The 22029-nt window shown below is 44.0% G+C and carries 23 protein-coding genes and 1 riboswitch; of the genes, 5 read left to right on the top strand and 18 right to left on the bottom strand.

From position 1 onward, the window contains the following. Positions 1 to 104: 104 nt before the first annotated feature. From AC1DE7_RS16755 to AC1DE7_RS16735, 5 genes are all read right to left on the bottom strand, one after another. The gene (locus AC1DE7_RS16755) at positions 105 to 626 is read right to left on the bottom strand and encodes a hypothetical protein (protein WP_477534834.1); all 522 of its coding nucleotides are present in this window, start codon (positions 624 to 626) and stop codon (positions 105 to 107) included. Positions 627 to 792: 166 nt separating this feature from the next. Continuing rightward, entirely contained in the window at positions 793 to 1326 is a 534-nt protein-coding gene (locus tag AC1DE7_RS16750) for a 2'-5' RNA ligase family protein (protein ID WP_477534833.1), read from the bottom strand. A gap of 99 nt (positions 1327 to 1425) precedes the next feature. Further along, the gene (locus tag AC1DE7_RS16745; RefSeq protein WP_477534832.1) at positions 1426 to 1791 is read right to left on the bottom strand and encodes a hypothetical protein; all 366 of its coding nucleotides are present in this window, start codon (positions 1789 to 1791) and stop codon (positions 1426 to 1428) included. A 285-nt stretch (positions 1792 to 2076) separates the two neighbouring features. Continuing rightward, complete coding sequence (locus AC1DE7_RS16740) at positions 2077 to 2718, bottom strand: NAD(P)-dependent oxidoreductase (protein WP_477534831.1); 642 nt, start codon at positions 2716 to 2718, stop codon at positions 2077 to 2079. Positions 2719 to 2941: 223 nt separating this feature from the next. Further along, on the bottom strand, positions 2942 to 3298 hold the full coding sequence (locus tag AC1DE7_RS16735; protein ID WP_036605753.1) for a HesB/IscA family protein: 357 nt from the start codon (positions 3296 to 3298) through the stop codon (positions 2942 to 2944). A 630-nt stretch (positions 3299 to 3928) separates the two neighbouring features. Here AC1DE7_RS16735 and mqnE point away from each other — a divergent pair. Next, a complete protein-coding gene (gene mqnE, locus AC1DE7_RS16730) occupies positions 3929 to 5035 on the top strand; it encodes an aminofutalosine synthase MqnE (RefSeq protein ID WP_047841294.1) in 1107 nt (368 codons plus the stop codon). A 234-nt stretch (positions 5036 to 5269) separates the two neighbouring features. Then, entirely contained in the window at positions 5270 to 6331 is a 1062-nt protein-coding gene (locus AC1DE7_RS16725) for an NAD(P)/FAD-dependent oxidoreductase (protein WP_036605751.1), read from the top strand. On the opposite strand, the gene AC1DE7_RS16720 is transcribed toward AC1DE7_RS16725, so the two are convergent. Further along, positions 6328 to 6582: a YuzB family protein gene (locus AC1DE7_RS16720; protein WP_076328984.1), complete on the bottom strand. Its 255-nt coding sequence runs from the start codon at positions 6580 to 6582 to the stop codon at positions 6328 to 6330. The genes AC1DE7_RS16725 and AC1DE7_RS16720 overlap by 4 nt on opposite strands. Before the next feature lie 78 nt (positions 6583 to 6660). Here AC1DE7_RS16720 and AC1DE7_RS16715 point away from each other — a divergent pair, with 78 nt between their 5' ends. Continuing rightward, positions 6661 to 6906 carry a NifU family protein gene (locus tag AC1DE7_RS16715; RefSeq protein WP_017692412.1) on the top strand — a complete coding sequence of 82 codons (246 nt, stop codon included), beginning with the start codon at positions 6661 to 6663 and terminating at the stop codon, positions 6904 to 6906. Positions 6907 to 7044: 138 nt separating this feature from the next. Here AC1DE7_RS16715 and AC1DE7_RS16710 read toward each other — a convergent pair whose 3' ends face one another. Next, on the bottom strand, positions 7045 to 7824 hold the full coding sequence (locus tag AC1DE7_RS16710) for an SDR family oxidoreductase (protein WP_076328983.1): 780 nt from the start codon (positions 7822 to 7824) through the stop codon (positions 7045 to 7047). Positions 7825 to 8036: 212 nt separating this feature from the next. On the opposite strand from AC1DE7_RS16710, the gene AC1DE7_RS16705 reads away from it, so the two are divergent. Next, the gene (locus AC1DE7_RS16705; protein ID WP_477534830.1) at positions 8037 to 8996 is read left to right on the top strand and encodes a DUF2167 domain-containing protein; all 960 of its coding nucleotides are present in this window, start codon (positions 8037 to 8039) and stop codon (positions 8994 to 8996) included. A gap of 123 nt (positions 8997 to 9119) precedes the next feature. Here AC1DE7_RS16705 and AC1DE7_RS16700 read toward each other — a convergent pair whose 3' ends face one another. The 6 genes from AC1DE7_RS16700 to AC1DE7_RS16675 all read right to left on the bottom strand — a co-directional run bounded on the left by AC1DE7_RS16700 (position 9120) and on the right by AC1DE7_RS16675 (position 14831). Then, complete coding sequence (locus AC1DE7_RS16700) at positions 9120 to 9959, bottom strand: MetQ/NlpA family ABC transporter substrate-binding protein (protein WP_076319818.1); 840 nt, start codon at positions 9957 to 9959, stop codon at positions 9120 to 9122. Positions 9960 to 10033: 74 nt separating this feature from the next. Further along, positions 10034 to 10693 (bottom strand): methionine ABC transporter permease, encoded by a 660-nt coding sequence (locus AC1DE7_RS16695; protein ID WP_036673326.1) that lies wholly within the window; start codon positions 10691 to 10693, stop codon positions 10034 to 10036. Next, positions 10694 to 11728, bottom strand: coding sequence for a methionine ABC transporter ATP-binding protein (locus AC1DE7_RS16690; protein WP_036605746.1), 1035 nt, complete (start codon positions 11726 to 11728; stop codon positions 10694 to 10696). A gap of 126 nt (positions 11729 to 11854) precedes the next feature. Next, a riboswitch (SAM riboswitch) is annotated at positions 11855 to 11996 on the bottom strand. Positions 11997 to 12125: 129 nt separating this feature from the next. After that, positions 12126 to 12842 (bottom strand): Cthe_2314 family HEPN domain-containing protein, encoded by a 717-nt coding sequence (locus tag AC1DE7_RS16685; RefSeq protein WP_017692405.1) that lies wholly within the window; start codon positions 12840 to 12842, stop codon positions 12126 to 12128. Positions 12843 to 13005: 163 nt separating this feature from the next. Continuing rightward, the gene (locus AC1DE7_RS16680) at positions 13006 to 13893 is read right to left on the bottom strand and encodes a COX15/CtaA family protein (protein ID WP_243391500.1); all 888 of its coding nucleotides are present in this window, start codon (positions 13891 to 13893) and stop codon (positions 13006 to 13008) included. A 593-nt stretch (positions 13894 to 14486) separates the two neighbouring features. Further along, positions 14487 to 14831 (bottom strand): thioredoxin family protein, encoded by a 345-nt coding sequence (locus AC1DE7_RS16675; RefSeq protein WP_477534829.1) that lies wholly within the window; start codon positions 14829 to 14831, stop codon positions 14487 to 14489. A 141-nt stretch (positions 14832 to 14972) separates the two neighbouring features. On the opposite strand from AC1DE7_RS16675, the gene AC1DE7_RS16670 reads away from it, so the two are divergent. Further along, positions 14973 to 16259: a DUF2515 family protein gene (locus AC1DE7_RS16670; RefSeq protein ID WP_477534828.1), complete on the top strand. Its 1287-nt coding sequence runs from the start codon at positions 14973 to 14975 to the stop codon at positions 16257 to 16259. A 200-nt stretch (positions 16260 to 16459) separates the two neighbouring features. Here the strand turns inward: AC1DE7_RS16670 and AC1DE7_RS16665 are convergent, their stop codons facing one another. From AC1DE7_RS16665 to AC1DE7_RS16645, 5 genes are all read right to left on the bottom strand, one after another. Then, the gene (locus AC1DE7_RS16665) at positions 16460 to 18088 is read right to left on the bottom strand and encodes a putative polysaccharide biosynthesis protein (RefSeq protein ID WP_076328978.1); all 1629 of its coding nucleotides are present in this window, start codon (positions 18086 to 18088) and stop codon (positions 16460 to 16462) included. A 61-nt stretch (positions 18089 to 18149) separates the two neighbouring features. After that, positions 18150 to 18590, bottom strand: a complete 441-nt coding sequence (locus tag AC1DE7_RS16660) for a DUF456 domain-containing protein (RefSeq protein ID WP_047841365.1) — start codon at positions 18588 to 18590, stop codon at positions 18150 to 18152. A 54-nt stretch (positions 18591 to 18644) separates the two neighbouring features. Beyond that, positions 18645 to 19394, bottom strand: a complete 750-nt coding sequence (locus tag AC1DE7_RS16655; RefSeq protein ID WP_047841303.1) for a Cof-type HAD-IIB family hydrolase — start codon at positions 19392 to 19394, stop codon at positions 18645 to 18647. A gap of 406 nt (positions 19395 to 19800) precedes the next feature. Further along, positions 19801 to 21162 carry a S1 family peptidase gene (locus AC1DE7_RS16650; RefSeq protein ID WP_477534827.1) on the bottom strand — a complete coding sequence of 454 codons (1362 nt, stop codon included), beginning with the start codon at positions 21160 to 21162 and terminating at the stop codon, positions 19801 to 19803. Positions 21163 to 21181: 19 nt separating this feature from the next. Beyond that, positions 21182 to 21691: a hypothetical protein gene (locus tag AC1DE7_RS16645; RefSeq protein WP_477534826.1), complete on the bottom strand. Its 510-nt coding sequence runs from the start codon at positions 21689 to 21691 to the stop codon at positions 21182 to 21184. Positions 21692 to 22029: the final 338 nt, after the last annotated feature.

Below are 22029 nucleotides of genomic sequence, written 5' to 3'. Positions count from 1 at the left end.
AGTTTCGTTAGGTTTTCGTATCGCAACTATTTGTGCGCAATTAAGTTTCTCGTAATGTTCGAAGATATTATGTTGTAAATATCCTGTCCGTTAGCTTTGACTTTTTAAGTCCCGTATTTCTTTTCCCATTCTTCACTCCATTTTTGAAAACTTTTCCCCGTTACTTCTTCCAATGTTTTTCCATCCAACGAATATGGTGCCCCATCCATTGCTGCATTTGGGAAGGATGTCCCCCCTATAACTTTGCCTTCACAAAGTAATATTGAAACTTTGGATTTACTATCGTTAAACGTTCCCAGAGGATGGTTTGTTACTGTAAAGCTATATACCGATATTTCCATCCCGAAATACTGTTCGGGTTCTACTTTTTGAACCCCCCAGGTCTGTCTATATGGTATCGTTTCCGTTATCCCGTAGAGTAGTTTGTCTTTGTTTAGAGTGTACTTCTGAACTTGACCTTCGTACGAAGAAATTTTATAACCTTTTGCCTCAACATATTCTGTGGCAGTCTTTTGATCACCTGTGATCGTGAGTTCATCTGTACCCAACATCGTGACCTCGTTATTGCACCCAGCAATGATAAAAAAAACTAGCCCCAATACAATACGGATAGGTTTAAAATACATCAAGTTCCCTCCAATGTGCAGAAGTATATTCATCATTTTGATGATTCGTTCATTAACTGGTTGCGTTATTCTGCCATTACATAAACTAGGAAACAGCCAATTCCTTTGATCGGGAGTTTCCTTGTTTTATTGAACTAATGCTCCTGTTATTTGAATCGCTTTACTTTTAAGTTCCCAATTGGATGTCTTCAAATGGTAGGTATGTATTCAGTTCAACTTCTTTATATACGCGTACATAATTGACATCAAAGGTTGGAAAAGGAGCCAATTCCTTACTTGTTAAGAGCTTCATTTCTTCTATCTCAGTCTCGTTCATACCCCAATAGGTTTGCCCCAAGGTTAAATGAGGATGATATTTATCCATTTCAAAGTAACGGTCTAAAAGTTCTTGTGATGGAGAAATCGCTTTTACCAAATTTCGATGTAACTCAATGATATTGCTCGTTTCAACACTAAGAAATGTAACAGCACTTCCAAACGATCCCGGTTCTGATAATGATAATTGAAAACTTGGCATTAAAGAGCATGTCTGTCTCACACTTTCTAACCAATGAAGATCAACGGTAAGACCACCCTGCGCTTTTACAGTGATATGAGGCTCGACTACATCATTAAGACGATTACTGGACCAACGATCACGAAATGCCACAATTTTTTCTTTATAATCATCTGGAGGGGTAATTCCAATGAAGTATTTCATATTACCTTCACGTCCTTTAGCAAACTAAATAAATCTTAAAATCAAAAAACAGCCGACCCTTTTAATCAACTGCCGAATGGTGTTCATTTCAGTAACGTTTCACTTTCCTCCAACATGAAACACACCAATTACGGTTTCACCATCCTTGTCATACAGTGGAATATCACGACCATCTGGTGATCTGCTGTTCTGTATCGCAATAGCTTCTTCAGGTGTTTTGGGTTGCTCGCCATCCATGTCTTTTTTCAGCAGATATCCGTCTGTACCATCCACACCAGTAGCCAAGATTAAATCAGGTTCCGTTTCTGGAGAAGTCGCATATGCGGCAGAACCATATGTCTGTCCATTCTTATTTTTCGGATAAAGAGAAGTGATGTGAAATTGATTCATCGTATTTTTAACGTTTGTATATTGGGATAACCCTGAACCACTCGATACACTAATCATAAAAACCGCAAAGATCAATAGTATAACTCCTTTGGAATACATCTTCACAACTGTTCACTCCCTTATACTTTTGAACTCGCAGCAATTCCAATGAAGAGATGATGGTTCTCACATAATCACATTTCCTTCCCATCTTTAGAATAATATAACATAGATTCAAAGGAGTAGTTGGAAGTTGAACGATAATCATCTAACCTGTCTAACGTTATTGCAGAACATCCCTCTTCGATAACATAAAAAAACGGACACCGATCTGTGGAGATCAGCGTCCGTTTGTATGTTCCATATTATCATTTAAAAGTGTTACTTCACTTCACCAACAACGGTAAAGCGCTCGTTTTTGTGTTGTGGATTCTCGATCTCATCAACCAAAGCAATCGCATAGTCTGCATAGCTGATGTAGCTGTTTCCTTCACTGTTCACGAGAATAACATCGTTGCCCGCTTGGTATTTGCCTGTGCGTACGCCTTCCGGATTGAAGAATCCAGCCGGGCTCAAGAATGTCCATTGAATACCCGAAGATGCTTGCAGATCCTGCAAGTTTTGGCCTTGGTTCGTTGCAGTTGCTTTGTAAGCATCCGGGAATCCTGGGGATTCAAAGACACGCAATGTTTTGGACTCGTCTGTGAACAGGCTTCCTGCTCCACCCACCACGATCAGACGAGTGTTTGGTGCATCCTTCAGGATGTTGATCAACGCTTGTCCTACTTCCACATGCAGGTTTTCTTTACCCGCTGGGGCACCAAATGCATTTACAACCACATCAAACACTTTAACATCTTCAGCTGTAAGATCAAATACATCTTTCTCCAGCGTATTCAGGCTTTTATCTTCCAATTTGGATGCATTACGAACGATTGCCGTTACTTTATGCCCTCTGTCTGCTGCTTCTTTCAAAATTACACTTCCTGCTTTGCCTGTTGCACCAATGATTGCAATGTTCATCATGATCTCTCCTTTAAATTATCGATATTGTTTATGTTTGAACTTTATATTGTAACTATAGTTGTTACAACTAAGTTTGTCAACCATGCACAATCAGTACACGCAAAAAAGCCCCTGATATCATGCCCGTGCAAAACGGATACAATTCAGAGGCTATCTATTAAAGGGATTGCATACTGCTTATTTTAAAACAAGATTGGGAAACCGCAGTACAACTCAGTTCTTAACAATCCTTATCAGGCACACCCGCGTCTTCCTTCGTACGGAAAGAAGATCCACAGCCACAAGTGGCTACCGCGTTCGGATTATGGATAGTGAAACCACCCGTCATACCGGACTCTTCAAAATCAATTTCGAGACCATCCAGATACTTCAGGTTTTCCTTCTCGACTACAACCTTCATGCTCTGAATATCCATATACAGGTCCTCATCGGACTCTTTATCGTCAAAGCCCATGGCGTACGAAAATCCGGTGCAACCGCCCGGTGCTACGCCAAGACGCAGGAACATACCAGGTGTCTCTTGCTGTGCAAGCATCTCTTTCAATCTGTCAGCAGCCGTTTCGCTGATGTTAATCATGCCAGGTCACTCTCCTTTTTCATATAAAATCATGTTCAAAAAGGGCGCTTTTCAGTACCAAGAAGATGGGATGAAGATAGAAATGGAGTAGCGGAGCGTAGGCAAAACTACGTGAGCAACGGACATTTCGGCTGAATCCCATATTCGACGCTGAGATGCCGCTAGGCATCCTTCGTAATCAAAAGCGGACTTTTTGAACTACCTTTCATTAACTCTTCTTTAAATTATACTCCACCCCGTCAAGGGTCTCAAGTCATGTTTGCCTCTTTCCGCGTTCCCCCTGAACTCCTTTTTCTTCCCAGTGTATTGAACCCCCGCGACACGAGGTTTATAATGAATAAGTGGTCGCACTGAAATGTCGATATTTTGCCATGACTTATTCAGGTGACGATCATATATAGAGTTGTAATTTTTTTCACATTTCGAGACTGTCCGCAGTCCCCAATGCATATAGAGTCACAAGACTCACTTTAATGAAAAAATTAGCTTTACGTACGCAGCACACGCTGCACCGGGTAAATAAGAGTTAGTCCATATAAGAAGGCGGCAGTTGACCGCATCTTTGCTATGTAGTTCTGTATGCAGATCCTACACACAACTCAAATCCGGTTAAGAACAGGAGGAAACAGTATGTCCACATTGGTAACACCGTTCACAGACAAAAGAATGGCTGAAATCGTTGAGAAAGTGCAGAACGGCGTAAGGCTGAACGTAGAAGACGGCGTATATCTGTATGAAACAGATGATCTGCTAACTTTGGGCCAGCTGGCCAATGAGGCCAACTTGCGGAAAAATGGCAAGAAAGTATATTTCATCGAAAACATGAGTCTTTATTTTACAAACGTATGCGAAGCTCACTGCGCTTTTTGTAATTTCCGTAAAGACCAAGGTGAAGAAGGCTCCTATACATTATCCGGTCAGGAAATGATCGATTATGTGGAACAGCATATTCATCCAGGCGTACGTGAGTTCCATATCGTAGGCGGACATAACAACCATGTTCCTTTTCAATATTATGTCGATTCCCTGCGTGCTTTAAACGAGAAATATCCGGATGTTACGCTGAAAGCCTACACAGCAGCCGAGATTGATTTCTTCACTCGCATCAGCGGACTTAGTATTAAGGAAGTCCTGCAAGAGCTGCAAAAAGCAGGTTTGAAAACATTGACTGGTGGCGGCGCTGAGATTCTGTCAGATGAATATCGCAAAAAAATGCGTGTAGACAAAGCGAACGTGGATCGTTATCTTGAGGTGCACCGTACTGCTCATAACCTGGGCATGCGTACCCATACAACGATGCTGTATGGATCGATTGAATCCTATGAGGACCGCGTTAACCACATGGTGCAGATCCGTGAATTACAAGACGAGACCAACGGATTCATGGTCTTTATCCCGCTTTCCATGCAGCCAAAAAGTAAAAACGCGAGCATTATGCGTCGTAACTCGGCTTATGAGGATCTCAAAACAATTGCGATCAGCCGTCTGATGCTGGATAACATCGATCATATCAAAGCATACTTCATTAACATCGGTCCACAACTGGCTCAAGTTGCCCTTGGATTCGGTGCTTCGGATGCACACGGCACAATCGTTCGCGAACGGATTAGTCATGCGGCAGGTGCACTCACACCTGAAGGCCTTACACGTAAAGAGCTCATATGGCTCATTAAGGGTGCAGGACGTATTCCGGTAGAACGTGATACGTTCTACAATGAAATTCAAGTGTACGAATAGGATATAACTCCATTTACAACCAATATTGCACCAGCACCACTCCAGAACGCAGCTTTCATTATAGGGAGACGTTTGAATTCGAGTGGTGCAAACTGCTGATTAATATCTTCAATTTTCAATATCTACTTTTCAATTATTTAAATCATAACAAAAGGAGCAGCTATGTTATTGCATAGCTGCTCCACAGTTTACAGCCCCATTTCAGTGGGACTGATGCAGAAAGGAAGCCGAGTCATGAAAAATTTCGTCATTCTTGGAGGCGGCTATGGCGGCCTCACCATCATCAAGGAACTTCTGGAGGGTAAAATTCCATCCGATACACAAATTATTTTGGTGGACCGCAGCCCCTTTCAGGGATTAAAGACAGAATATTACGCACTCGCAGCAGGAACCGTATCTGATTATGACCTGCGTATCCAATTTCCAGTGAGCGATAAAGTCACTTACCGTTATGGAGAAGTTACTTCGATTGACCTGGAACAGCGTCAGATTGAATTTGAAGGCCAAGACCCGCTCGTGTACGACAAACTTGTCATTGGACTTGGTTGTACAGACCGTTTCCACAACACACCAGGCGCCGAAGACTACAGCTGTACCATTCAGAGCTTTAGCAAAACACGCGAGACCTACCTGCGCCTTAATGAAGTCAAAGCCTATGGCAATGTGCATATCGTAGGTGGCGGATTAAGTGGTGTCGAGATAGCAGCCGAACTTCGTGAGAGCAGACCGGATCTGAACATCAGCATTTTGGATCGTGGTGAACGTGTATTATCCGCTTTCCCGCAACGTCTATCCGTGTATGTGCATGAATGGTTCAACGAACATCAGGTAGAGACACGCGGGCATATCGCCATTTCACGTGTTGAACCTAATGCCATCTATAACCGGGATGAACAGATTCTAACAGATGCTGTCGTATGGACTGCAGGCATTCAGCCAGTAAAAGTGGTACAGGATCTGGACGTAACCAAAGACCCTCAAGGACGTGTCGTCTTGAATGAATACTACCAAATCCCGGAATATACCGATGTGTATGTCGTTGGTGACTGTGCCAGTGTACCTTATGCACCTAGCGGTCAAGCTGCGGAAGTACAGGGTGAGCAGATCGCCCATATTCAGCATGCCCTCTGGAAAGGCGAAAAGCCCAATCCACATCCACTCAAGCTTCGTGGCACACTGGGTGCACTCGGCAAGAAGTCTGGGTTTGGGCTGATGGGCAAAACGTCCATGATGGGACGTGTACCTCGTATTTTGAAAAGTGGTGTGCTCTGGATGTCCAAGCGCCATCTCGGTTAGTCGAGATCGAGCTCGTCCCAGGCATCGGCTTCGCCAATTTTGGCCAGAATGGCGTTATATAGATCTTCCACTTTGTCCGTGATGACAACTTCGCCATTCACCAGTGCAAATGGAGTCATAGAACATTGGCCGCAGTTGGTGAGGCAGCCGTATTCAATCACGTCATAGTCTGGATTTTCTTCCAGTTGATCCATGACTTCATCTGTGCCAAAATGCATATTATTGGCACAAAATTCAATAATCGGTCTCATATAGGTTCACCTGCTTTGTTTGACCATTTTAATTTGTGGCCATTTGTAATATAATATAGGGGAAAGGAGTTGAAAAAAATGAGCGAAAACGCACAAAGCACCATGTATGATGAAGTAATTGATGTGCTTGACAAACTTCGTCCGTTTCTGCAACGCGATGGCGGTGACGTGGAACTGGTCGACGTGGAAGACGGCATTATTAAGCTGAAACTGGTCGGTGCCTGCGGCAGTTGCCCAAGCTCCACCATTACCTTAAAAGCCGGGATTGAACGTGCCCTTCTCGAAGAAGTTGAGGGTGTACAAGAAGTCGTACAAGTATTCTAATCAATCCTTCACGAAATAAACCTCAAGAGCCTTTCGCTTCGCATGAAGCGGAGGGCTCTTTTTTTTGTGTGCATATGCAGAGAGTCCATGTTCACAGTCACCTTGACCCGTTCCACGTACAATCTTTCAATTCACCTTTTAAGTATCCTCACGCTGTATGGTCGGACGAATCGGATCAAGTCCTCCAGATACATCCATAATGTTGCCTGTTATAAAATCGGAATGATCAAGGCACAGATACGTAATCACTCGTGCAATATCTTCACCGCTGCCTGGACGCCCTCTTGGTGTTTCCTCGTCGATGATGCCTGCCATTTCATCAATCGTTTTCTCTTTGTTCGCACCACGAATGTCACCTGGACATACCATGTTAACCGTAATTCCATACGGGGCTTCTTCAACCGCGAGTGTCTTTGTAAAAGATACCAGACCCACCTTGGCAGCCGCATATACGGCGCGATGAGGCCAAGATCTCGCTTCTCCAGCATGACTGAAGCCAAAATGGATAATGCGTCCCCATTGCTTGCGTCTCATCTCTGGCAATACACGCTGATCCAGTAACATCGGTCCCAACAGATTTCCCTGCACGAGCATCTGGACCTCAGCTTCAGAATAATCCGCAAATAATCGTCGTTCACGGACAAATGGACCTGCGTTATTCACCAAAATATCAATGCTGCCAAGGTTACCTTCCACCTGCTCAACCAATGAAGAGATATCTTCCACCTTGGATATATCAGCCTGGATGGCAATGCACCGCACACCCTTGGCTATAATCTGAGCCTTTAAAGCCTCAGCTTCTGTTCTGCTGTGTACATAGTTCAGGGCAATATGGCACCCTTGATCTGCCAGACTGAGGGCCGTCATTTTACCAAGACCTTTGGCACTTCCCGTTATGAGGGCAATCTTTCCCTTCACGTTCATCCCCCTCTTCAAAGAGCAGTCACTATCCAGTATAAAAGATTTATCGTCCTCCTACAACTCGCTTATCCACAAGGGATTATTCACCTTTAATTCCAAATATATCTTGATTGAAATTAAACACCTATGGTACTGTCGAGGATATAACCTGAAAGGACCTCTACACGAATATGAAGAACAAAAGATGGATATTATTTCTTACACTTTTAATGTTGAGTTTATTCACAGTCTCTAGTGCCTTACAGGTATCAGCGGCAAGTGAGAATGAGCCAGCACCTGATGAGTACGATTGGATTACTGGACCAGCATCTGTCTCTTTGGACGGTAAGGCCACCCTGGAAGTCCCTGAAAGCCATTCCTATCTGGATAAGCCCAATACCCAACGCTCGATACTTAACAGTGATGGAAAGCCTAATGGGAACGAAATCGGAAGCCTAACCAGCAATAGTGAATTCGGCTCGTGGTATGTTGTGTTCGAGTACGTGAAGACAGGTCATATCCATGATGACGATCAAAATTTAAGTGCCGAAGAGCTGTTAAGCAGTTATATCCGAGGCACAGAAGAAGATAACAGAGAATTTGATCCTGAATATAGAACGTACATAACGGGGTGGGAGATCGAACCGACATATGACAGTACCAAACATCAGTTGGTTTACTCCCTCGGTTTTAAGAATGCTGATCAGCAAGCCATGGTCAATTACAATGTAAAACTCCTGACACGCGAAGGGTACATCACAGCCATTCTGGTTACCGATACGGACAACTTTCAACAGAGCCGCCAGGTATTCGAGGAAACTGTCCTTAATCAACTTAGCATCAATGCAGGATATACCTACGAGGAGTACAATGCTTCGACTGACAAAACATCCACCATAGGGCTCAACAGTCTTCTGATGGGCGGGATCGGGTACACGGCTTCCCAAAAATTCAGTGCTCTTCTTTTGCTCAAAAAAGGATGGGCTTTGATCCTCGTTGTCGTCCTTGGGTTAATCGGTTGGATCAGATACAAAATCAAAAGCTCACACGGAGAAGAAGAGAAACTCTCTCCCTCCGAGAGGACGTACCTGCAAGAAGCCGATGAACAGCAGTATGCTGATCAGAATGAATTATCCTACTACCTCCAATCTGGGCATCCATCCAACGCGGAGAAACAAGATAAGCCCTAACCCTTCCCTTGTTGATCCCCACGTCAGCACAGATTAGGAAACATAAAATAAGCCGTATATCTCTTCAGAAGAGATATACGGCTTAATCTTAATAGCTTCACATCATATCATACATATCGTGAATTATTCAGTTGCAGGTTCAACTGCACCTTTATAACGTTCTTTGATGAATGTTTTTACTTCTTCGGAGTGCAAAGCAGCAGCCAGTTTTTTGATTGCATCTGCATCCTTGTTGTCCTCACGGGAAACGAGGATGTTTGCGTATGGGTTACCTTGCAGATCTTCGATCAGCAAAGCATCATTCGCCGGATTCAGGTTCGCTTCGAGCGCATAGTTAGCGTTGATAAATACCAGATCCGCTTCATCCAATTGACGAGGCATCATGGCTGCATCCAGCTCGATGATATCCAGGTTCTTCGGATTGGCTGTGATATCTTGAATCGTAGATGTAATATTTGTGTTGTCTTTCAGCGTAATGATACCTTCCTTCGCAAGCAGCAACAAAGCACGTCCACCATTGGATGGGTCATTTGGAATTGCTACTTTTGCGCCGTCTGCCAATTCATCCAAAGACTTAATCTTTTTGGAGTATCCACCAAAAGGTTCAACATGAACAGGTGTTACAGAAACGAGGTTGAATCCACGTTCTTTATTCTCTGTGTCCAGATATGGTTGGTGCTGGAAGAAGTTTGCATCCAATTTTTTGTCAGCAAGTTGCTGATTGGGTTGAACATAGTCGTTGAATGTAACGACTTGCAGACGGATACCTTGTGCTTCCAGTTCAGGCTTGATGCTTTCCAGAATCTCTGCGTGTGGTGTAGGTGAAGCTCCAACTTTCAATTCAACTGTACGAGGTGCACCTGCTGAATTGTCTGCGCCGCTATCGGCGTCCTTGTTGTTTCCGCAAGCTGCGAGAACCGCAATCAACATAAGACTAAGTAGAGCAAAAGACCATTTTTTCATGTGTAAAACCCCTTCTCTAATCATTTTGTCATGTGGCATCTGCATTAATGCATATCCATCATGTTATCTATGTGTTATTTCCTGGTGAAAAATGTAACCAAGCGATCTCCAGCCATCTGGAGAATTTGCACTAGAATGATCATCGACACTACGGATATGATCATAATTTCATTTTGATAACGGAAGTATCCATAGTTGATTGCCAGTGTTCCCAGACCTCCACCGCCAACCATGCCCGCCATCGCCGTATAGGAGACGAGCGTAACAATGGTGATCGTTATACCAGCAAGCAGTCCAGGCAGTGCCTCAGGCAGTAACACCCGTCTTACAATCTGTCCGGTCGATGCACCCATCGACTGTGCCGCTTCAATGACACCACGATCAACTTCTCGCAACGTCGTCTCCACCAAACGAGCAAAATAAGGAGCTGCTGAAATCACCAAAGGAGGTATAACGCCGAGCACCCCCGTAGCTGTACCGACGAGTATACGAGTGAATGGAATAAGAGCAACAATCAATATGATAAATGGGACTGAGCGCAAAATATTCACAATCAGGGATAGTATAGTGTACACTGCCCGTGACTTAATCGAAGCAGATCGGGCTGTCATGAACAGCAGTACTCCGAGCGGTAAACCTAAGATAACGGTAAACAAGCCTGATACACCCAAAATTTGCAGTGTCTCTATGGAAGCTTTACCAACCTCTTCCCAACGTACGGTTGAAAAATCCATCTAACGAAGCACCTCCACATCAAGTCCCTCAGCGGTTAATTCTGATATCGTCCGATCAATCGCATTTGAATCACCCTCGAACCGAACGGTCAGCTGCCCATAAGGAACCTGTTTGATCGTAGAGATTGTACCTTGCAGGATGGCAAAATCCACGCCTGTTTTACGTACCGTTCTAGACAAAATCGCTTCATACGTTTTGTTACCCAGAAAGGATATCTTCACAAGTTTGGAAGCAGCACCTGCCTGCAATTCAACGCCTGCATTTGCCAGAGCGGTCTCTTCCAGAGCAAGTCCAGCTTCATGGTCACGCATCATGAAGTCCCGCGTAATCGCATGCTGCGGCTTCAGGAACACGTCTGTAACAGGTCCTTGTTCCACAATGCCACCTTGATGAATGACAGCCACCTTGTCACAGATGTTCTGAATGACATGCATCTCATGTGTGATCAGCACAATCGTAAGGTTGTACTTTTCATTAATGTCGAGTAATAACTTAAGGATTGAATTTGTCGTCTGCGGATCAAGTGCCGAAGTAGCCTCATCACAGAGAAGAACATTTGGGTCACTTGCAAGTGCTCTCGCAATCCCTACACGTTGTTTTTGGCCACCCGATAATTGAGCCGGATATTTGCTGCTATGGTGCTCCAGACCAACCAGTGCGAGCATTTCCTTCACTTTGCGATCAATGACTTCCTTGGGTGTATTCACAAGTTTTAGTGGAAAAGCTACATTGTCATATACCGTTGCCGAGGATAACAGATTAAAGTGTTGAAAAATCATTCCGATCTTGCGTCTCTGTTGCTGCAATTCGGTTTTGCTCAGTTCAGTCAGGTTAATTCCGTCAACCCATACCTCACCCTCCGTAGGCCGTTCCAGCAAATTAATACAGCGAATCAATGTGCTTTTGCCCGCTCCGGAATGGCCAATCACTCCGTAGATTTCGCCCTTTTGGATGCTCAAATTCAACTCGGATAACGCTGTTGTAGATTTTGTTCCTTTGCCGTACGTTTTCGTTAAACCTTTTAATTCAATCAATCGCACTTGCCCCTTTCCAACCACCTACATGTATCTTTACCCGATCTAAAGGAAAACTCCCCCTAAAGTACAAAAAAAGAGCCCTTTGCAGATACAAAGAGGGCTCTTCACGTGAAAGAATATACCTTCTCATCTGCCAAAATCGTGTCTTGCACCATTTTGTAGGAATTAGCACCTAACATCTATAACGAATGATACATGTATCATGTCATTACAAATCGGTTGCCGGGCTTCATCGGGCCTGTCCCTCCGCCGCTCTCGATAAGAAATATGTTGTTGTAGGATTTTATAAGTTCATGTAGTTTATGCTTTATAATGTGAACGTAACTTCCGAAATATCAGTTATATCCATGTAACATTCGATTGAAACTCAGTATATTCCAAGTATTCCGATTTGTCAAAGGGAATTATTTCTTTTCCATATTTTATTGATATAACTATAAGAGGCTGTTAACGTTTCACAGACCATATCCACGCCCTGACGCATTTCCTGCACATGCTGATTCAGATCCTCCAATTTCACTTTACCTTGCAAGGTCTGGTGTAACTGCCACAGGTCATCGTGCATTTCTGAGTTCATGTAGTGAATTTCCATATTACGTCGCTTGCGCAGCTTGCTCATCGGTTCACGATAAGAGTCCTTGATCTGTATTAATTGCAATGCAAGATCATGATGCTCCCTTGCATAGTCGAACTGCCTTAACACAGTAAAATAAGAAAAATGCGCTTTGGTATTGGAAGTATTCAGCTGGAATATTTCATTTAATACTGTGCCGACTTTATCCAGAATGGCAAAGCAGCGGATAAAGCCATCTTTGTAGAAATACACATAACGTGCATACTCGGCTTTTTCAGTCGGCGTCATATCATCCGTTGAACCTGCAACGACCTTTTTACGAAAATGAGCAGCAGCGAAACAGCTTTGCTCCAGTTCATCCAGTGAGGAGATGAGTCCCTGAGTCCACACATACAGTTTCCGATAGTCATGCGTGGGATCATGGTCCACATGCATTTGTCGTTGAAATAGCTCAAGCGTATGCGCCATTGCGTCCATCGCTGCTTTCAATTTACCTTCGTTTATACGCGGCTTTTCCCCCAACAACGTTCGCAGCATATCTAACCTCCTCTTTTCCAAATCAACAAGAATTCATCACCGTAAACGAAGCATCATTCATTCCGTGTAATTGCTGCTTGCCATAGGTTGCCCTGATCCCTCTGACATCAAACAAAGTCCACCTGTCCAATGATGTACATCACTGGATGGTGGACTTTCATATTTAAAAACGATTAGCCGGGCGATGTAGCTTGTACACCAGGAAACTCATATACGTTAAGACTCCGAACAATATGGCGATATCCAGCATATGAGCAAGAGCTACGAACATGTATACTTCCGGACGGTTCATTGTCACCATCATGAAAATACCAATGACTACTTGCATGAGAATAAGAACAACGGATACCACACCCAGAGTACGCATTTCCTTGTTGTCCGGATGATTACGGTAAGCGAAGTGACCCAGGATCGCGATAACAATCACGAGCGACGCAGCTGCTGCACGGTGAGCAAAAGCAACCGCTACCCCACCCGAAAGCTCAGGAATAATCTGACCGTTACAAAGCGGAAATCCAGAACATCCGCCGGCAGAATCCGTGTGACTCACAAATGCACCTGTGTATACCACGAGATATGTGTAAATGGTGGAGAACCAGACCAGATTCCTGAATTTTTTGCTAACCCGAGGGTATTTATTCAGGCGCTCCAATCCGCCATCTTTTGCCTCCTGCCTTATGCCCAGCGCCATCATTAGAGAACTCGCAAAAGCGATCAGTGCAAAACCAAAATGCAGTGCCATGACTGCTGAAGATTGGGAGAAGACAACGGCAAAAGCCCCCATGATTCCCTGGACGATAACAAATACCAGAGTTAAGAAAGAAAACAATTGCAGGTCACGGCGTGATTTGCCAAACCGCAGAAAAGCAACAAACGAGGCAATGGACAACAGTCCAGCCAGTGCACTTACAGCGCGATGGGAATATTCAATGAGTGAAGCCACAGTATGTGCGGGAACGAGTTTTCCGTTACATAAAGGCCATTCTGTTCCGCAGCCAAGGCCTGATTCCGTTTTGGTTACGATGCCTCCACCAAAAGTAGCCAGAAACATGACAAGACAGGTTAATACGGTTAACCATTTAAACAAAGTTAAGTGTTTCAATTTTTTCTCACCCGCTGTTGGTTTAAGATGGCGAAGAATATTCTCCGCTTGTTTCGGTACTTTGACACTTATTTCACAACTAAATTCATTATACCGGATAAAATGTTCATTGACGTCGCGCTTTGTGACAAAATGTTAACGTCTGGTGAAATAATGACCCGCAGGTCATTGAGGATATGTAATTGAGGGATATGCCAGTTCAATTGTGTCTTAAACAGAATCCTGAACACACAAACGCAAACGCCATTTCCCTATTTCAAGAGAAATGGCGTTTCATCTAGTATACCCTTTTACAACATGAACCTGTCATACTTTTATATAAGTTCAATGAAACATCTACACAATAACGGAGAGGACAGAAATAGCCTGAAGAAGCGGAGCTAAAAGCTTTCTGAAAGAAAGCTACATCGGAAGCATATGCTTCGCCTTTATCCCCGGATTTCTCCCCTTTATAAAAGGGATCAAAGAAATCTGGGGATAACAGCGATCGGAAGGTTATTCTGTCATCGGAGTGCCTGTGTAAAAGTTGAGCTTGTATAACATTATTTATGAATCGTGTTGTACACCTCAACTGCGCGATCCAGGAACTGCTCAATCTCTTCTCTGGACTTGCGCAGCTTGTTCACATACCGTACGAGTTCGCGGCCATCTGTATACGCCACAAAGCTTGGAATGCCAAGAATATTCTGCTCTTCACTAACGGTTCCAACCTGATCCACGTCGACCTCAATCAAGGTCAGTTCACGTGCATATTTCTCTTCAACCTCAGGCATAAACGGATCGATGTATTTGCAGTCACCACACCAGTGTGCCTTGAATACGGCAATCGTCAAACGTGGGGATTGGATGGCTACATCAAAAGCCGGTTTGGAAGTAATCTGTTCCATTCAGTTCATCTCCCTTTCTGTACCTTGTCTTACCCTAAGTGAAGCAAATTGGCGAGTGGAAGTCAAATAATCAGCGCATACTTAGAATAACCACATGGTCTGTGAAAATAAACCCAGAACATCATGAAAGGATGTCACATCATGACTTCCACCAGAACCGATTCTTCCAGCGAACAACATCACGGGTCCCTTCTGCAGATGGTCCGTTCCATTCCGGGTGCTGCCCGTGAAATCTGGCGTGGCAAACAGGCTGCATGGCAAGCTTCAGCACAGCTTCGTCACCCATTGCGTGACATCGAGTGGGATACCGATACGGCAGCTGCCTTACAGTCTGAGGTGGAGCGCTTGTTACCTACCAGCAACAAATCTTTTACACGCACGGACCAGGTTCAAAGCGCACTCGTCTGCGAAGAAGATTGCATCATTCTGGAAGAGATTAAGACACTGACTCAGGAGCACAATCGGAGTAATATCACCCGCACGGCAGCCTATCTGGAATGTTATGAGCAATATCCCGAACTGCATTGGGCACTACTGGCCCATATAGTCTCTCGCAACGGCGGATATCACATGACAGATCTTCAGAGTGACTTAATGCATAATCTACAGAATCAAAGCGATCGCGAGCATATGTATCGGCTGCTGGAGCGGTGCAATGCACTCATTTTCCAGGATGCCTATCCCCAGCTTCTGCTGTATATGAACAGTCGCCGGATCGGACGTAGCTGTTTCCATCTCTTGTCGCACTTTCACGTATCGGCGTTTATGACGCCGTTTTGGGAACGCTTTTGGCTGGAACGATGCAGTTCACTGCTAAGTGTGGCATTAATTATTAATGAGCAGAACTATATCGAGAGCCGGGTGGTGCAACATCCTTATTTTCAAAAAGAAGTACTTTCCAAACCCGCATTCCATCTGCATAATCTGGCCGGTCTGAATCATATCGTCTTTCCTCTTGGACAGGGAGCAGGACTCGCAGGACGCGTCATTGAACATTTTGGCAAACTAGATGAGCGAATCATGTTTGGTAAAGGGCTATATGCCCTGTTGTTTGGCGTGGAGCAAGTACACACACAAGTGTTGGAGTTCGCACGCTTGGTTCCCCATCGTGGCTCGCGCGCTGAATATTGGCCTGGGCTGTTTACCAATCGTGAAGACGAGGCAGGGGAACATACACTTTATGCTCAGGAGCTAATGGATGAAGAATGGCTTCCAGAAGGGCAACGATTATATAGTCCGGAACTGCTCTCCGTATGGGGGGACACGCCTTATGAACCGATCACCAGACAGGACTGGCTTCAGACTCGGGATTGTCTCGGTTATCTGACGGCACCGCGTCGCCCATGGCTGTTTGAGATGAGTCACGAACACCGGTATGGCATGCTGAAAACAGCACTGGCTCATGATGCTAAAGCTATCACACACTAATGCTGAAGACTATATAGAGCAGGCAAAGACGGATGATGTGATATCCGATGTACCGCTAATCCTCGCTTGCTGGGCTAATGTCGAGTTCAGTCGCTCAGCTCTCCTTAGCTAAACAAAAAGCCCTGTCCGCTTCAATAGCAGACAGAGCTTGTATCCTATTTTCACAAAATATTGGAGCATGGATGATGCTCCTTGCATGTTTAACCTCTTTGCCCAGCTCCACGTTGAAGACGCATAAGTGGACGAAGAATTTTTTGCAGAATACGGGGGTAACTGCCCAGCTCGTCCTTGCGCAGTACACGCAGCACAACCATGAGAACCAGATACACCACCACAACAAGCAAACCAACCACAAGGCAGGTAAGCAAGAAGGATACACGCGCTGGCAGGAACAATCCAAAGATCGTATTGCCAATCCAGTTCGTTGCAAATCCTACACCTGCTGCAAGCAAGACCGTAATGATAAATCCTTTCCAACGATCTCCCATGATGGAGAAATCAACGATTTTGCGAAGGACCCGCAGATTCAGGTACGTGATGACCAAGAAGCAGAGGGCCGTTGCAATAATGATGCCGTAAATGCCGAAGATCGGCGCCAGAATCAGACTTGCGATCAGTTTGATCACAACACCTGCTGCGACACTGATCATCGTAATCCGCGGTTTCCCTACCCCTAGTAAAATAGAGTTGGTGGTCATCATCGTAATCTGGAAAATGGTACCGAATGTTAACAAGGCAATGATCGGCGTTCCATCCAGATTGGTAAACAGCAATCCGTTGACCGAATACGCTGCCGCACAAAGTGCAATGACAATCGGCATACCAGTCAGAATCGAAATGCGCAAGGCAAGTGTAACCTGACTTTTCAGATGCGCTTCATCCTTGCGGGCAAATGCTGCCGATATGACAGGCACCAATGATTGACTCAAAGCGATAGCCAGAATCGGAGGAATACCCGCAATACTTTGGGCTTTCGCACCCAGGATCGCAAGTACACCAGTCGCTTCTTCGAGTCCGATCTGGCCACTAAGCAGCGGTACCACAAGGGATGAATCGATGAAGTTAATGGCTGGAACCGCAAGTGAAGACAGCACAATTGGAATAGACAGCTTAAAGATATCACTGTAGATACCTCGCATCGGTAACTGCTCTGCACGCTCGTAATTCAATTGGGCCGCACGGTCGCTACGACGTAGCTTCAAGGTGAAGTACAGCATGACACCGAAGGCACCCACACTTCCTAATACCCCACCAAATGAAGCACCTGCAGCAATCGTCTGGTCATCATAATTCCATTGCAGCATGACATAAGCCACGATAATGGCTGTACCTACACGGGCGAACTGTTCAACAATCTGTGAAATACCACCCGCTGTCATGTTGCCGCGTCCTTGGAAATATCCACGCATCATCGCAATAGCCGGGAAAAGTAGTAACGCTGGAGCCAAGGCGCGAATGGCGCTGACCGACTCCGGTACTTTGGACACATACGTAGCATAATAAGGTGCAGCGAACCACAACAAAGCAGACATGACTACCCCGGCCACAGCGGCAAAGATCAGGGCTGCACGGTAGATCTGTTGGGCTTCACTCGCGCGTCCGAGCGCATAACGTTCCGATACCATCTTACTAAGTGTACTCGGTATGCCCGCCGTTGCTACAGTTAACAGCATTAAATATACCGTATTGGAGATGGTAAAAGATGCGTTACCGATATCGCCGAGGATATGCTCCAGCGGCACCCGTTGAACCAATCCGAGTACTCTTGCGATCAGTGCAGCGGCCGCCAGAATGAGCGTACCCCTAATGAATGTTTCTTTCTTAGACAAACGAATTCCCCTTCTTTCCTCCACACCGGACGTGCATCCCGTTGAAGCTAATCCTGAACGTTTAGGCGAATCTTACCACCCAGATAATAAAGAGAACAATCATGACGATTTGCAAAATAATTTTCATCACAGTACTCGTAAATAGCCCCACAACGGAACCAAATCCAACTTTCGACGCTTTGGAAGGTGAAGACCCTCCGATCAGTTCCCCGATAAATGCACCGATAAATGGTCCCAGCACCAGTCCAAATGCCGGAATGACAAATGGGCCAATGATAACACCAATGGTACTCAGCGTTGTTGATAACTTGGAGCCACCGAACTTCTTCACGCCCCATGCACTGACGACATAATCAGCCACAAACAACACAACAACAATCAGAATCTGAATGATCCAGAACCACACACCAAACGGATCAAAGCTGAAGAACCAGCCGTAGACCAGAAACGCGAAGAAAATCGCTACAGCACCAGGCAGTATGGGATATACCGTTCCAGCCATCCCCACTGCAAACAGCAGCACAATTAAAATCCAGGCAACGGTTGCGAGCAAAGGTTACTCCCCCTTCAAAATATGTTCACGGATCACTTCGACGATGCCGTCTTCATTGTTACTCGCTACGATCAGATCAGCCGCTTCCTTCACCTGCTCCTGCGCATTACCCATCGCTACACCAAGACCAACGGCCTCAATGACAGCCAGATCATTCAAACTGTCTCCGACAGCAACAACTTCGGACATCTCGATGCCCAGCAGCTTGCAGACTTCAGCTACACCACTGGCTTTGGATACGCCGGCAGGGTTGATCTCAATATTAACGGGTGAGGAGTTGGTCATTTGCAGACCGCCCATTTGTTGCAGTTCCATCATGATCTGGTGACGCACTTCATCCACTTCCGTATTGAAGCCGAATTTCAACCATTCCAGACCTTCAATGTTGTCCGTCCAGCGGTCACGATTGAAGAGTTCTTCCACGGAGTATGCCCAGTACCAGCTATTATATTTCTCACCAATCTCCTGCATTTTGCGAATCAATGCCGGGTCCATCAGATGACGCATATGCAGATCATGCGGGGCTTTCCAGACCTCACTGCCATTAACAGTAACCATCGGTGTCTCCAGCCCAAGCTGGACCGCATAAGGCATGGCGTGGAATACCGCTCTTCCCGTAGAAAGGCACACATGTACACCCCGACGAATGGCAATTTGAATCCACTTGGCGGTCTCCTGTGTAATTTCATGATTATCGTTAAGTAATGTTCCATCCATATCCAATGCAAGCAATTTGTATTTCAGTTCACTCATACAGTAGTTCCTCCTAGGTTGTCTCTCTATTTCTCCCTAATTTTAAACATTCTTTCACAACAAGATCGCCCGGCACCCGTAACAACGGACGCTCCGGACGTCACAGCTAACGACATTTTACCACAGATCATCTGTATGCAACAAAATAACCCGTAATCGGCAGGATGACGCTTAGTTACAAATGTATATTCCACACTACACATCCGATTGCCCTGTAAAATGAATACAACTATATAAGTTGAATTATTGATTATTTGCACTGACTGTTTATTTATTACCACTTACAGAGATTCAAGCTTTTCCCCTCGTGAATGCAGCTTTCCTGAACGCTATAAAAAAAATCTAGAGTCGTTGATTAACGACTCTAGATTTTCGATTTCAATGTTTGTCTATTCAAAACGATTATTTATGGAACATAGAGGTCCATATTCAATCCATTCAAAATTCTTTCTGCATGAGAATATAACATGCTATCATTGCTTAAAATTCTTCCGTGAACAATTCCTTTAAAACCGGATCCTGCAAATACAGGTGATCCACTGTCACCCGGCTGTGAAATTGTGCTTGTTTCAAAAAGATATCTGCCAGGGCCTGTGCTACTAGTGAAATATACATCTTTGCCTTGTAATGTTCCAGTAGTTGTGTCTGTCGTTGCTCCTGATTTAATGACAGTTTCACCTATTTTACTGGAGGAAATAGCTTGAACTCCCGTGAGTCTAGTAGGGTTTCCAGGATTAATTCCCGAGGTATTGTAAATGACATTACTTGGGGTATGATTTCCACCACTTAACCTTATAGCCCCTGAATCTACATAGGAGCCCATGAAAACATTAGACATTGGTCCAAGAAGATATCCTCCTTGACGAAAATTTGTTCCTTGATCTGCGCAATGGCCTGCGGTTATGAGAAACAGATTTCCATTTGATCTTGATTTTGCCGGTACACCAGCCGTACACTTTCCAGTGCTGTTTATCTCATGACCACCCATAATCGTTCCTGTATACGTATTTCTTGCAGTTTCTTCAATTAGTCCAAGGTCCCCATTAAAATCAAGTGGATATGTGCTAAACATGGATTGAATAATTTCTTGATTTTCAGTACTTAGATCATTTCCGAGCGACACCACAACTTTTTGGTTAGGAAAGTCAGAATGAATTTTTGTAACATTTACATTTTTCTCTTTTAAAAGATTGAGTTTACTAACGATATTATCTACAAATCCCATTAGTTGCTCTTCGCTATATTCGACTGTTTCATATACAATCTCATTCGGGGAGAGTAAATAAGCAGCATCTATAGTTTGTCTGGATACAATAAGATTTAAATTTTCGACAAATGACTCTCCTTCTTGATTGTTATTAATAAAACGTTTAGTTGGTTCCCCTGTAAATCTTACTATAATTTTGTGTTCAGGAGCTTGTTGTATATACATTCCTGCGTAATTTTTGGATAAAGATGAATCCCTGATCGCTTTTTCAAAGTCAGGTATAAATTTTTGTTCAACCTCAACTCTTCTGTCCATTTCCGCCTCTTCCTGAGCTGTTAAATGAACTCCATATTTTTGAACAGAAGACTCGTTTTCAATAGATAGGAGTTGATAATTATTGTTTTTAAAGCCAAATTCATCTCTGAACTTTTCCTCTAAGTTGTACTTTTGATTGATAAGGGCTTGACTATCTTTCTCTACGTTCTCAGCATACATTACTCCACTAATAGATAATGTAAGAGATACACTAAATAATAATGCAATGATTCTTTTGAGACCCATACTTACCTCCTACAAGTGTTTAGTTTACTAGAACTTCTTCTGCACTAATTATTATTTTTTTCTCGTCTTCAAAGCTTGACTGATCAGATTGGAATACTGCATTTAGAACAATATCTACGTCTGAATTCTTAATTTGTTCAATTTGCTCTGATGTTAATGTGATCTCATACTTTTCGGAATACCAGTGGTCTTTCATTAATTTCGTTGTTAACCCTTCACTTGTGCTTGACCTTGGTGGCAGAATTGTCTCGCCATCTATTTGCAAATCTACATCGAGGATTTGCTTGGAATGAAGAATTTCATTATCTGCTTCAATCCCTATATACTTTATTCCTGGTTGAAAAATGAAGGTATGATCTTTTGTTTCTTCAATGATCAATTGGAGCTCATATTCCCCAATTTGTTTGCTCGCTATCATTTGATCACCATCTCTTTGCATTTGATCAGGAGCATTAGAATTGTCCATTGAAGGATTGGAGCACCCAAATAGAATAAGAGAAATCATAAGGATGATGGATACTTGCTTCAAAGTTTGACCTCCTTTCAATCAGAGTATTAAAATAAAACACTTCATAAGTTAAGACGTGAAATATCCCATAATGTTTCATTAAATGATAAAATTATCAAAAAAATAGTAATGTTTCACTTTTAATACTGTAAGTATATTCTCCAGTTATTTCGCCTCCACAATTTTAGTCATTAAATTATATAGACCTACCAAAAACCAGCTAATGTTTGTCAAGCATTTCTGGTTGGATGAGTTCTCTTTTCGTGGTATACTTTTTCCGACCAACACGAATAACCTCCACGGGTATGGAGGTTTTGGTTAAATATGGATTACACTTGGTAGGGCTGGCCTTTCTGCAA

It is taken from the genome of Paenibacillus sp. 10L310, from assembly GCF_056395745.1.
Note: the sequence above shows the minus strand (reverse complement) of the source record. Positions and strands in the feature narration are given on the sequence as shown.